The organism is Streptomyces sp. NBC_00045 (assembly GCF_045041095.1).
Classification (GTDB): Bacteria; Actinomycetota; Actinomycetes; order Streptomycetales; family Streptomycetaceae; genus Streptomyces.
The window spans coordinates 2,450,791-2,463,270 of sequence record NZ_CP108271.1 but is presented as its reverse complement, the minus strand read 5'-3'; the positions used below and the strand labels follow the sequence as shown (position 1 = coordinate 2,463,270).

Annotated in this window: 11 protein-coding genes; 8 read left to right on the top strand and 3 right to left on the bottom strand. The window is 72.7% G+C overall.

Going from position 1 to position 12,480, the window contains the following annotated elements; all coding sequences use genetic code 11:
- Positions 1-37: 37 nt before the first annotated feature.
- Together OHA65_RS11625 and OHA65_RS11620 are read right to left on the bottom strand one after the other, a co-directional pair.
- Complete coding sequence (locus OHA65_RS11625) at positions 38-319, bottom strand: Lrp/AsnC family transcriptional regulator (protein ID WP_030013053.1); 282 nt, start codon at positions 317-319, stop codon at positions 38-40.
- A complete protein-coding gene (locus tag OHA65_RS11620; RefSeq protein ID WP_328762503.1) occupies positions 316-1,038 on the bottom strand; it encodes a rhomboid family intramembrane serine protease in 723 nt (240 codons plus the stop codon). Before OHA65_RS11620 ends, OHA65_RS11625 begins: the two co-directional genes overlap by 4 nt.
- Before the next feature lie 127 nt (positions 1,039-1,165).
- Between OHA65_RS11620 and OHA65_RS11615 the strand changes: the two genes are divergently transcribed.
- The 8 genes from OHA65_RS11615 (at position 1,166) to OHA65_RS11580 (ending at position 10,449) form a co-directional block, all read left to right on the top strand.
- A complete protein-coding gene (locus tag OHA65_RS11615; RefSeq protein ID WP_008738811.1) occupies positions 1,166-1,405 on the top strand; it encodes a hypothetical protein in 240 nt (79 codons plus the stop codon).
- Between the two features lie 39 nt (positions 1,406-1,444).
- The gene (locus OHA65_RS11610) at positions 1,445-2,809 is read left to right on the top strand and encodes an NYN domain-containing protein (protein ID WP_327285621.1); all 1,365 of its coding nucleotides are present in this window, start codon (positions 1,445-1,447) and stop codon (positions 2,807-2,809) included.
- A gap of 258 nt (positions 2,810-3,067) precedes the next feature.
- Positions 3,068-4,108: an NlpC/P60 family protein gene (locus tag OHA65_RS11605; RefSeq protein ID WP_327283050.1), complete on the top strand. Its 1,041-nt coding sequence runs from the start codon at positions 3,068-3,070 to the stop codon at positions 4,106-4,108.
- 245 nt (positions 4,109-4,353) lie between these two features.
- A complete protein-coding gene (locus OHA65_RS11600; RefSeq protein WP_327283049.1) occupies positions 4,354-5,394 on the top strand; it encodes an NlpC/P60 family protein in 1,041 nt (346 codons plus the stop codon).
- 24 nt (positions 5,395-5,418) lie between these two features.
- A complete protein-coding gene (locus OHA65_RS11595) occupies positions 5,419-6,540 on the top strand; it encodes a hypothetical protein (protein ID WP_328762502.1) in 1,122 nt (373 codons plus the stop codon).
- A gap of 92 nt (positions 6,541-6,632) precedes the next feature.
- A complete protein-coding gene (locus OHA65_RS11590; RefSeq protein ID WP_327283047.1) occupies positions 6,633-7,775 on the top strand; it encodes a glycosyltransferase family 4 protein in 1,143 nt (380 codons plus the stop codon).
- Between the two features lie 166 nt (positions 7,776-7,941).
- Positions 7,942-8,703: an SDR family NAD(P)-dependent oxidoreductase gene (locus OHA65_RS11585; RefSeq protein ID WP_327283046.1), complete on the top strand. Its 762-nt coding sequence runs from the start codon at positions 7,942-7,944 to the stop codon at positions 8,701-8,703.
- A 132-nt stretch (positions 8,704-8,835) separates the two neighbouring features.
- Complete coding sequence (locus OHA65_RS11580; RefSeq protein WP_328762501.1) at positions 8,836-10,449, top strand: GMC oxidoreductase; 1,614 nt, start codon at positions 8,836-8,838, stop codon at positions 10,447-10,449.
- Between the two features lie 38 nt (positions 10,450-10,487).
- Here the strand turns inward: OHA65_RS11580 and OHA65_RS11575 are convergent, their stop codons facing one another.
- Positions 10,488-12,284: a long-chain fatty acid--CoA ligase gene (locus tag OHA65_RS11575; protein WP_327283044.1), complete on the bottom strand. Its 1,797-nt coding sequence runs from the start codon at positions 12,282-12,284 to the stop codon at positions 10,488-10,490.
- Positions 12,285-12,480 lie beyond the last annotated feature (196 nt).

Here is a 12,480-nt window from a genome sequence, read left to right as displayed (position 1 = left end):
CGGGGGAGCGGCTGCCGGAACTGTGAACGGTCGGACGCTACGCGTCCAGGCCGATGGCGAAGGCCGCTTCCAGGTCGTGCTGGGAGTAGGTGCGGAACGCCACGTGCGTGTCCGTCGCCTCCACGCCCGGGATCTTGCTGATGCGGCCGGGGATGATGTCCGCCAGGTTCTCGTGGCGGGCCACGCGCACCAGGGCGATCAGGTCGTACGTCCCCGTGACGGAGTAGACCTCGCTGACGTTCTCCAGCGCGGCGATGGACTCGGCGATCTCGGGGATGCGGTCCACGCTGGTCTTGATGAGCACGATCGCGGTGATCACGGTTGGCTGTCTCCCTCGGTGGCCGTCGCTGGTCGCCTCACTCTAGTCGTACGCCGATAGCGCACCCACGCGTAGACGAAGCCGAGCGAGAAGCCCACCACGTGGGCCAGGTACGCCACCCCCGGGCCGCTCCCCGCGCGGTGCGCCGCCAGCCACTGCAGGCCGAACCAGAACATCAGTACGATCCAGGCCGGGAAGCGCAGCGGCAGGAAGAAGAGGAACGGGAACAGGCTCGTCACCCTGGCCCGCGGGAAGAGGCACAGGAAAGCGCCCAGTACCGCCGAGATCGCGCCGGACGCGCCGACCAGGGTCTGCTCCGAGGCCGCGTTGGCCGCCGCGTACGCCGCCAGCGCCAGGTACCCCGTACAGACGTAGAACGCCAGGAATTCCGGTCGCCCCATCCGCTCCTGCGCCATCACGCCGAAGACGTAGAGGAAGAGCATGTTGCCGAGCAGGTGGAGCCAGCTGCCGTGTACGAACAGCGCGGTGAGCGGAGTGAGCAGCGCCCGCGCGGAGCCGGTGAACAGTTCGTCCGGGACCACTCCCCAGCGCCGGAAGTAAGCGGTCCCCGTCTCCACCAGCCGCTCGCCCGCTCCGTACGAGGGATTCAGGCCCGAAGCCGGACCGAGCAGGAACACCACGCAGCAGCCGGCGATCAGCGCGTGGACGACCACCGGGCCCCGGGCCGCCTCCCGGAGGGCCTGCCACTTTACGATCATGCGATCGAGCATGACCCAAGCGGACCCGCCCGGAGCACCGGCAGGCCGTAGGGTTACGTGCTGCGGTCCGCCGATTGACGCGGACGGCGGCTTTAATTGAAAGAGCTACGAAGGAGAGAGCGGCCTGATGACGGTTCCCCTGCCCACCGACACCACCCGGTGGCGCTGCACCCTGTGCGGCAACCTCACGCGTTTCGACGTCACTCGTTCGTCGAAGGTCGTGGAGTACGTCCACCTGGATCTTGCCGGGGAGCCCAAGGTCGAGGAGCGCGAGGTGGTCAATGAGACCATCGAGTCGGTCCGCTGCCGCTGGTGCAACGCGGTGGACCAGATCGAGCTCGTGGACAGGCCGGGCGCGGACTCCTGACGGAGCCGGGCCCACAGTAGATCACGGTAGGGGTGACGGATTGTGGAGCCAGCAAGCGGCGCTGAGCCGGCCGACGCGGCCGGCGACGCCGCCGAGGTGCTCGACCGCCCGCTGCCGGAAGGCGTGCGGCGCCGGGTCGTCGCGCTCGTCTCGGACGCCTTCGGCGGACTGACGGTCGCGGACCTCCCGGCGCAGCTGCGCCAGTACGCCCGGTTCACCCCGACCCGGCGCGCCAAGTTCGCGGGCAACGCGATGGCCGCGGCAGTGGAGACGGATCCCGTCTTCCGCGGCCGCGTCGCCGAGAAGCTGCGCGAGGCCCAGACCGAGCTGACCGGCGCCCTGGAGTCCGGTGCCCCGCCCGCCGCCGCGGACCCGCTGGACGTGGCGGCCGCCGCGTACGTGCTGCGGCCGGTCGGCTGGGTGAAGCTGGTGGCCGCCGCCGGCGAGGAGGCGCAGCGCGCCGACGCCGAGCGGGTCGGCGAGGAGACCCGGCGCGAACTGGACCGGCTCCGCGAGGAACTGGCGCACGCCCGGGACGTACAGCGCCTCGGCGGCGAGCAGGTGCGGGCCGAGCTGGACGCGGCGCGCAAGGAAGCGGAATCGCTTCATCGCAAGCTGCGCAGCGCCCAGAGCGATGTGAAGCGCGGCGAGGCGGCCCTGCGCAAGGTGACCGCAGAGATCGACGGGATCCGCGGTGAGGCGGCCGCGCAGGTGGCCGCCGCCGAGAGCGAGACCCGGCGCCTGAAGTCCCGCCTCGCCGAGGTGGAGACCGCGCTGGAGACCTCCCGCCGGGCCACCCGCGAGGGACGCAGCGTCGAGGACATGCGGCTGCGGCTGCTGCTGGACACCGTGCTGGACGCGGCCCAGGGGCTGCGCCGCGAGCTGGCGCTGCCGCCGGTGTCGACGCGGCCGGCCGACACCGTGGAGGCGGTGGAGCCGGGCCGGATGACCCCGAAGGACATTGCGGCGCGGGCGCTGTCGGAGACGGATCCGGCGCTGCTGGACCAGTTGTTGGCGCTGCCCCAGGTCCATCTGGTGGTCGACGGCTACAACGTGACGAAGACCGGCTATCCGACGATGCCGTTGGAGAAGCAGCGGCTGCGGCTGCTGGGCGGGCTGTCGATGCTGGCCGCGCAGACCGGCGCGGAGATGACGTGCGTGTTCGACGGCGCGGAACTGGCGGCCCCGGTGCTGCTCGCGCCGCCGCGCGGGGTGCGGGTGCTGTTCTCCAAGCCCGGGGTGACGGCGGACGAGCTGATCCGCCAGCTGGTGCGGGCGGAGCCGCCCGGCCGGCCGGTGGTCGTGGTGTCCACCGACCGCGAGGTGGCCGACGGCGTGGCGAAGGCCGGTGCCCGGCCGGTTGCGTCCGCTTTGTTGCTGAAGCGGCTTTCGCGCGTTTCGTAACTCCTTGCTGGAATGCCCGATTTGGTATGGGCGTCAGGGAACGTACCGTCAAGTGCCCTGTACGGAGCGTGGGCTGTAGGTAAAGAACCTGGTCGGGGAGGAAGTTTTTCCCGACAGGATTTGAACTGATCGCAGCGAGGTCACTAGGGTCACCTCAAACCTTCGTGCGGCAGTTCACTCATTCGGGGTGACGACGGAGGCGCGCTGCCGAGCCTTGCGACCGTCTTCGGCGGCTCCAGGAAAAAGGAGCTCGCGTTCGTGGCGTCCCACCGTCGACCCAAGCCGCCGACCCGCACCCGTGTGAGCGTGCTCACCGCCCTCGCCACTGCGGCCGTCGCCCTCTCCTCCCAGTCGGCCATGGCCGCACCGGACAAGCCGAACAAGGACGAGGTCAAGAGCAAGGTCGACGCCCTCTACGAGGAGTCCGAGCAGGCCACCGAGAAGTTCAACGGGGCCAAAGAGCGCCAGGAAAAGCTGGAGAAGGAGATCTCGCAGCTCCAGGACCGGGTCGCGCGCGGCCAGGACGAGCTCAACAGCCTGCGCAACACCCTCGGTTCGATGGCGACCGCCCAGTACCGCGGCGGCGGCCTCGACCAGTCCGTGCTGCTGCTACTGTCCGCCGACCCGGACGCCTTCCTCGACAAGGCCTCCACGCTCCAGCAGTTGAGCGGCAAGCAGGTCGAGGCGATATCGAAGATCCAGGCCAAGCAGCGCAGCCTCGCGCAGCAGCGCCAGGAGGCCACCGGCAAGCTCGCCGACCTCGAAGCCGTCCGCAAGGAGCTCGCCGAGAAGAAGGCGGCCGCCCAGGCCAAGCTCGCCGACGCCCAGGCCCTCCTCAACACGCTGACCGCGGACGAGCGCAGCCAGCTGAAGAGCGACGCGGCCAAGGACGGCCAGGCCGCCGCGGACGCCGCCGGCGGGGGCGCCAAGCCCGGTGCGGTGAAGGGCTCGGGGCGGGCCGGGGCCGCCCTTGCCGCCGCGCTGACCCAGAAGGGCGACCGCTACCACATGGGCGACACCGGTCCCGACTCGTGGGACTGCTCGGGCCTGACCCAGTGGGCCTACGGCCAGGCCGGCGTCGACATCAGCCGCACGACCTACACGCAGGCCAACGACGGCACGCGCATCGGCATGAGCGAGCTCCAGCCCGGAGACCTGGTCTTCTTCTACGACGACCTGCACCACGTGGGTCTCTACGCGGGCAACGGCCAGGTCTTCCACGCCTCCAACCCGACCGGCGGCGTTCGGTACGAGGCCATGAAGAACATGCCCTTCCAGTTCGGCGTCCGCGTCGGCTGATCCCGCGCTCCCCGGCCCGGGGAGACGTGCCGCACACCGCCCATCCGGGCGAATTCCGCGGCCCCGCTGTGACCACACGCCCCGCCGGTGACCTGCGTCTCCGGCGGGGCGTCGGCGTGCGCGGCCCCCGGCGGTCGTTGGTCGGTTCGTGGTCGCGCGGTTACTGTCTGCCAGCGCGGAGCCCGGCACACGGCCGTCCACGGGGGGCGGACCCGGTCCTGCGCAGCGGAAGGGAGCGGTTCCACGTGGCGTCCCATCGCCGGACCGGGCTCGGCAGCCTCGACCGGAGCACCAAGGTCACCGTCTTCACCGTCGCCGCAACCGCCGCGGTAGCGATGGCGGGCGCGACGGCGAGCGCGGCCCCGGCCCTGCCGCAGGAGCCCCCGGCCGGCACCCGCGCCCAGGTCGACCGGCTCTTCGAGGAGGCCGAACAGGCCACCGAGCGCTACAACAAGGCGGGCGAGCGGGCCGAGGGGCTGCGCACCGAGATCGACCGGGCCCAGGACGCACTGGCCCGCGGCCAGGACCGCATCAACACCATGCGCGGCGTCCTCGGCGCCTTCGCCGGAGCCCAGTACCGCTCCGGCGGCATCGATCCCGCCGTCGAGCTGATGCTCTCCAACGACCCGGACGAGTACCTCGAAAGGGCGTCCCAGCTCGCCCGGTTGACGGACCGGCAGGCCCGGCAGCTCGACGAACTGCGCAAGGAGCAGCGCCGGCTGGGCCAGCAGCGACACGAGGCCTCGCAGAAGCTCGCCGAACTCGACGCCGTACGCGCCGACGTGGCCCGCCAGAAGCGTGCCGTCACCGCCAAGCTCGCCGCGGCCCGCCGGCTGCTGAACGCGATGCCCTCGCAGGAGCGGGCCGACTTCGAGCGGGCCTCACGCTCGGGCGACCGGCCGGGGGGCGTGCCCGACCCGGGCGCGTCGGTCCCGTCCTCGGGGCGCGCCGCGACCGCCGTGATGGCCGCCCGGTCGGCGGTCGGCCGCCCGTACGTCTGGGGCTCCACCGGGCCCTCCGCATTCGACTGCTCCGGGCTGATGGTGTGGTCGTACCGGCAGGCGGGCGTCTCCCTGCCGCGCACCTCGCAGGCCCAGCGCCACGCGGGCCGCCAGGTCCCGCTCTCGCAGGCGCAGCCCGGCGACCTGGTCACGTACCGCTCGGACGCCAGCCACGTCGGCATGTACGTCGGCAACGGCCAGGTGGTGCACGCCCCGTACCCGGGGGCGCGGGTGCGCTACGACCCGGTCGGGATGATGCCGGTGTCCTCCGTCACCCGGCCCTGACGCGGCCGTGCGTACGATCGTCGGATGTCCCCGCTCCGTCGGCTCCTCGTACGCGCACTGCCGCTCCTGCTGAGCGGGCTGCTCGCGGGGTGCGGGGCGCCCGCCGCGCCCGACACTGCCGAGCGGGCGGTCCGGGACGCCGTCGCCGCTTGGGCGCGGACGCCGCCCGCACAGCTCGCCGGGATCCCGCTGGAGGGATGGGCGTACGAGGTCTCCGCGGTCCGCCGCAGCGGCGCGCAGGCCACCGCCCGGGCGGAACTGCACTACCGGCTCACCGGCTACGACACGGCCCCCGCCGGTTCGGCGCGCGAGGTCCGGCTGAGCCGGGACGGCGGGCGGTGGCGGGTCACCGGGGACCGGCCCGCACCGGGCGCACCACCCCAGCTGTGGGACCAGGGCCCGGTGGCGGTGGTCCGGGGCGCGCACTCCCTGGTGCTGGGCAGCGGGCAGGACGCCGGGACGCTGTCCGCGGTCGCGGCGGAGGCCGAGCGGGCGGTACCGGCGGTGAGCGCCGCCTGGCCGGGGCCGTGGGCGGGCCGCGTGGTGGTGCTCGTGCCGGGCTCGCTGGAGCGGATGGCGCAGCTGTTGGGGCGGCCGGCCGCCGAGTACCGGGGCATGGGGGCCGTCACGACGGGCCGGGTGGGCGCCGCCGAGGCACCCGCCGACCGGGTCGTCGTCAACCCCGAGGGGTGGGCGCAACTCAGCTCCGCGGGCCGCGGGGTCATCCTCACCCACGAGGTCACGCACGTCGCCACCCGCGCCGCGACCTCCGCCCGGACCCCGCTGTGGCTGTCCGAGGGCTTCGCCGACTGGGCTGCGTACCGCGGCGGCACCACCACCCCGCAGCAGGGCGCGCCGGCGCTGGGCCGGGCCGTCCGCCGCGGCGAGCTGCCGGGCGCACTGCCCGCCGACGGGGCGTTCGCCTTCGGCGGCGACCCGGAGGCGCTGGCCCGTGCGTACGAGGGCGCGTGGCTGGCCTGCCGACTGATCGCGTCCCGCTGGGGCGACGCCGCGCTGGTCCGGCTCTACGAGGCGGCGGGCCGCGAACCGCTGGATGTGGCGCTCCGGGAGACCACCGACACCGACCCGCCCGCCCTGACGGCAGCCTGGCAGGCCTCCCTCCGCAACGACCTGACCGCCCCCTGACCCGGCCGGCGCCGGCCCGTACGGGCTGCGCGCGGTGCGGGCGCGGCCTGGGCCGGTGGCCGCGCGGGGGCGTCCGGTACTGTCGGCTGGCGATGCACAAGACGCTGATCGTGACCAATGACTTCCCGCCGCGACCGGGCGGCATCCAAGCCTTCCTGCACAACATGGCGCTGCGGCTGGATCCCGACCGGATCGTCGTCTACGCCTCCACCTGGAAGCACGGTGCGGAGGGCCGCGAAGCCACCGCCGCCTTCGATGCCGAGCAGCCGTTCCAGGTCGTGCGCGACCGGACGACGATGCTGCTGCCGACCCCGCGGGTCACCCGGCGGGCGGTCGGGCTGCTGCGCGAACACGGCTGCGAGTCGGTGTGGTTCGGGGCGGCGGCTCCGCTGGGGCTGATGGGCCCGGCGCTGCGCCGGGCCGGCGCGAAGCGGATCGTGGCGACGACCCACGGGCACGAGGCGGGCTGGGCGCAGCTCCCGGCGGCACGGCAGCTGCTGCGCCGGATCGGCGAGGGCACGGACACACTGACCTACCTGGGCGAGTACACGCGTTCGCGGATCGCCTCGGCGTTGACGGACCGGGCGGCGGCGCGGATGGTGCAACTCCCGCCGGGGGTGGACGAGAAGACCTTCCACCCGGGGTCGGGCGGCGACGCGGTCCGGGCCCGGCTGGGGCTGTCGGACCGGCCGGTGGTGGTCTGTGTCTCGCGGCTGGTCCCGCGCAAGGGGCAGGACACGCTGATCGAGGCGATGCCGCGGATCCTGGCCGCGGTGCCGGACGCCGTGCTGCTGGTGGTCGGCGGGGGCCCGTACGAGGCGGACCTGCGGGCGCTGGCCGCGTCCACGGGGGTCGCGGACTCGGTGGTCTTCACGGGCGCCGTCCCGTGGGCCGAGCTGCCCGCCCACTACGGCGCCGGGGACGTCTTCGCGATGCCCTGCCGGACCCGGCGGGGCGGGCTGGACGTGGAGGGCCTCGGCATCGTCTACCTGGAGGCCTCGGCGACGGGCCTGCCGGTGGTCGCGGGCGACTCGGGCGGGGCGCCGGACGCCGTACTGGAGGGCGAGACGGGCTGGGTGGTCCGGGGCGGGGTCCCCGAGGACGCGGCGGACCGGGTGATCGCCCTGCTCCGGGACCCGGAGCTGCGCCGCCGCATGGGCGAGCGGGGCCGCGCCTGGGTCGAGGAGAAGTGGCGCTGGGACCTGCTGGCCGACCGTCTGCGCGAGCTGCTCTGAGAGCCGCGGGGCGCGCCGCGCAGCTGCGCCGGGTCGGAGCGTGCTGGTCGGCTATTACGCCGAACCGGGCGGGTCGGGCCCCCGGCCGTGCGACGTGCGCCGAGCGCGGAAGGCATGTCCGAGGACGTGCACGACGGTCGTGCGCCGGCGGGGAGTGGTGAGGACGATGGACGACGTGCTGCGCGGCACCGTGGCCCTGGTGACCGGTGCTTCGAGCGGGATCGGCCGGGCGACGGCCCTGGCGCTCGCCGGGAGGGGCGCCGCCGTAGCGCTCACCGCCCGGCGCGCGGAGCGGCTCACGGAACTGGCGGCCCAGATCGAGGCCGGTGGCGGCTCGGCCCTGATCCTGCCCGCCGACATCGCCGACGAGTCCGAGGCCGCGCGCGTGGTGGAGCGTACGGTCAGGGAGCTCGGGCGCCTCGACGTCCTGGTCAACAATGCGGGCCTGATGCTCCTCGGGTACGCCACAGAGGCGCCCCTCGCCGACTGGAAGCGCATGGTGGACGTCAACCTGACCGCCCTGATGCACACCACCCACGCGGCCCTGCCGCACCTCGTCAGCGCTGCCGGGGACGGCCCCCGGCAGGTGGCCGACATCGTCAACGTGTCCTCCCTGGCGGGCCGCCGGGCCGCGGCCACGGCCACGGGGTACTGCGCCACGAAATTCGGCGTGGTCGCCTTCAGCGAGGCCCTGCGCCAGGAGCTGGCGCCGCAGCACGTGCGGGTCTGCGTCGTCGAGCCGGGCGCCGTGGACACCGAGTTGCGCGGCCACAACTCTCCCGAGATGCAGCAGGCGTTGGCGCAGATGTTCGGGGGCATCGACCGGCTGGAGGCGCAGGACGTCGCGGACGCGATCGCGTACGGCGTCACGCGGCCGCGGCGGACGGCGGTGTCGGAGATGGTGGTCCTCCCGACCGAGCAGGTCTGAGGCGCGGGTCGGGCCGCTGCCGGCCCCGGAGCGCTTGCGGGGGCCGTGATCCTCCGCCATGTCTGACTGTCCCTCAGAAGTCTGTCAACACCGCCTCTGGGTGGACGGCCGGATTCCGCCCATGATGCGGCCATGACACCTCAGCTGACGCGCCGTCACTTCTTGGGCATCGGCGCCCTCCAGACCGCCGCGGCCCTCGGCTTCACCCGCATAGGGCTCCAATCGGCCGCCGCCGCCGAGCCCCCCGCCGCGCAATACGCGCCCGCCATCGTCGTGGGCTCCGGCTACGGCTCGGCCGTCGCCGCCCTCCGGCTCGGGCAGGCCGGCGTACGGACCGTCGTCCTCGAAATGGGCCGGCTCTGGAACACCCCGGGCCCGGACGGCAAGGTCTTCCCCTCCACCTCCGCGCCCGACCAGCGCTCCATGTGGTTCCGCACCCGCACCGAGGCCCCGCTCGCCCAGTTCCTGTGGCTCGACGTCGTCAACCGGAACATCAGCTCCTACCCCGGCGTCCTCGACCGGGTGAACTACGGCGACATGTCCGTGTACGTCGGCCGCGGCGTCGGCGGCGGCTCCCTCGTCAACGGCGGAATGGCGCCGACCCCGCGCCGCTCCTACTTCTCCGAGGTGCTGCCCCAGGTCGACGCCGACGAGATGTACGGCACCTACTACCCGCGCGCCCGCGCCGCGCTCGGGGTCAACGACATCGACCCGGGCTGGTTCGAGTCCACGGAGTGGTACCGCTTCGCCCGGATCTCCCGCAAGCACGCCCAGAACACCGGCCTGAAGACCACCTTCGTGCCCAACGTGTACGACTTCTCGTACATGCAGCGCGAAGCCGCGGGCACCGCCACCCGCTCGGCGCTGGCCGGCGAGGTCATCTACGGCAACAACCACGGCAAGAAGAGCGTCGACAAGACCTACCTCGCGGCCGCGATCGGCACGGGCAACGTCACCATCGAGACCATGCAGCGCGTCGTCGGCGTCCGCCAGGACCCGGCCGGGGGCTACGTGCTCACGGTGCGGACCAGCGATCTGACGGGAAAGGTCACCCAGGTCAGGGAACTCGGCTGCAACCAGCTCTTCCTCGGCGCCGGCAGCCTCGGCACCACCGAGATCCTGCTGCGCGCCCGCGAGCGCGGCACCCTGCCCGCGCTCAGCGAGAAGGTCGGGCTCGGCTGGGGCCACAACGGCAACGTGATGACCGCCCGGGCCAACCACCTCTGGGACACGGTCGGCGCCAACCAGGCCACCATGCCCGCCCTGGGCATCGACGACTGGGACAACGCCGCCAACCCGGTGTTCGCCGAGATCGCCCCGCTGCCGATGGGCTTCGAGCACTGGATCTCGATGTACCTGGCCATCACCAAGAACCCGGAGCGCGGGCACTTCACCTACGACGCCGCGAGCGACTCGGCGCGGCTCAACTGGCGGCGGGACCAGAACACCCCGTCCGTGCAGGCCGCCAAGTGCCTCTTCGACCGGATCAACCGGGCCAATTTCACCATCTACCGGTACGACCTGTTCGGCGACAACAAGAACTTCGCCGACAACTTCACGTACCACCCGCTCGGCGGCTGCGTCCTGGGCGACGCGACCGACGACTACGGCCGCGTCAAGGGCTACCAGGGGCTGTACGTCGTCGACGGCTCCCTGGTCCCGGGCTCGCTCGGGGTGAACCCGTTCGTCACCATCACCGCGCTCGCCGAGCGGAACATGGAGCGGATCCTCGCCGACCCGCGCTGATCCGCGGCCTCCGGCCGCGGGGCGCAGGCCATCCGGGATCAGCCCCGGTACAGGGCCTCGATCTCGTCCGCGAAGTCCTTCGCCACCACGTTCCGCTTCAGCTTCAGCGAGGGCGTGATGTGACCCGACTCCTCCGTGAACTGGGAGGGCAGAATGCGGAATTTCCGCACCGATTCCGCCTTGGAAACCGCCGCGTTGCCGTCGTCCACGGCCTTCTGGACGGCGGCGATGAGGTCCGCGTCCTCGCGCAGCTCCGCCGCCGTGACCCCGGCCGGCTTGCCGTTCTCCACGGCCCAGCGACCCAGGAACTCCTCGTCGATCGTGACCAGTGCGGCCACGAACGGCCTCGCGTCGCCGACCACCATGCACTCCGCGACCAGCGCGTGCGCCCGGATCCGGTCCTCGATCACCGCGGGGGCCACGTTCTTGCCGCCCGCCGTGACGATGAGCTCCTTCTTGCGCCCGGTGATCGCGAGGTAACCGTCCTCGTCGAGGGTGCCGACGTCGCCGGTGTGGAACCAGCCGTCGGTCAGCGCCTCCGCGGTCGCCGTCTCGTTCTTCCAGTACTCCTTGAAGATGTGCTCGCCGTGCAGCAGCACCTCGCCGTCGTCGGCGATGCGCACCACGGAGCCCGGCAGCGGCTGGCCGACCGTACCGATCTTCGTACGGTCCCACGGGTTGAAGGCCGTGGCCGCGCACGACTCGGTGAGGCCGTAGCCCTCCAGGACCGTGAAGCCGATGCCGCGGAAGAAGTGGCCGAGCCGCTCGCCCAGCGGGGCGCCGCCGGAGATCGCGTACTCGCCGCGCCCGCCGAGGACCGTGTGCAGCTTGCTGTAGACCAGCTTCGAGAAGATCTTGTGCTTGAGCTTCAGCCCGAACGACGGGCCGCCCGGGTTGTCCAGCGCACGGCTGTACGCGATCGCCGTCTCGGCCGCCGCGTCGAAGATCTTGCCCTTGCCGTCGGCCTGGGCCTTGGCGCGCGCCGAGTTGTAGACCTTCTCGAAGACCCGCGGGACGCCGAGGATCAGCGTGGGCCGGAAGGACTGCAGCTCGTCGGTGAGGTTCTTGATGTCCGGTACGCAGCCCAGGCGGATCGGCGCCAGTACGGCCGCCACCTCCACGAGGCGCCCGAAGACGTGCGCGGCCGGCAGGAAGAGCAGGACGGAACACTCGCCGGTGCGGAACAGCGGGCTCAGGCGCTCCACCACGTTGCCGCACTCGGCGAAGAAGTTGCGGTGGGTCAGCACGCAGCCCTTGGGGCGGCCCGTGGTGCCCGAGGTGTAGACGATGGTGGCCGGGTCGTCGGCGTTCGCCAGCGAGCTGCGCGCGTCGACCTCGGCGTCGGCGACGTCCGCACCGGCGGCCTTCAGCGTCGCGAGCGCGCCCTGCTCGATCTCCCAGACCTCGCGCAGCTCCGGCAGCCGGTCGCGCAGCGAGGCCACGGCCGCACTGTGCCCCGGGCTCTCGACGACGACGGCGACCGCGCCGGAGTCGCCGAGGATCCACTGGATCTGCTCGGGCGAGCTGGTCTCGTACACGGGGACGGTGACGCCGCCCGCGCTCCAGATCGCGAAGTCGAAGAGCACCCACTCGTAGCGGGTGCGGGAGATGAGCGCGACGCGGTCGCCGGGCCGGACACCGGCCGCGATCAGGCCCTTGGCGGTGGCGCGCACCTCGGCGAGGAACTCGGTCGCCGTCACGTCCTGCCACCGGCCGTCGACCTTGCGGGCCATGACCGCGGTGTCGGGATGCTGCGCGGCATTGCGGCGGATGAGATCCGTCAGGTTCCCGTCCGACGGGACCTCGTACAGGGCCGGAAGGCTGAACTCGCGCAAGACTGCTGCTCCTCTGGGCGCCATCGCCACCATGTGGACCGACCGGACGTTACCCACCGGTAGTGGGTTCCGGATAGAGGGAACCGGCCAGATGTTCCGTGCGTCACATGACACGGCCGTGCCATGCCGACAGTAGTCGACCCCCTTGAAGACTCGGAAGTAACCGCAGGTAGGCCGGCTGTGCCACCCCCTCTAC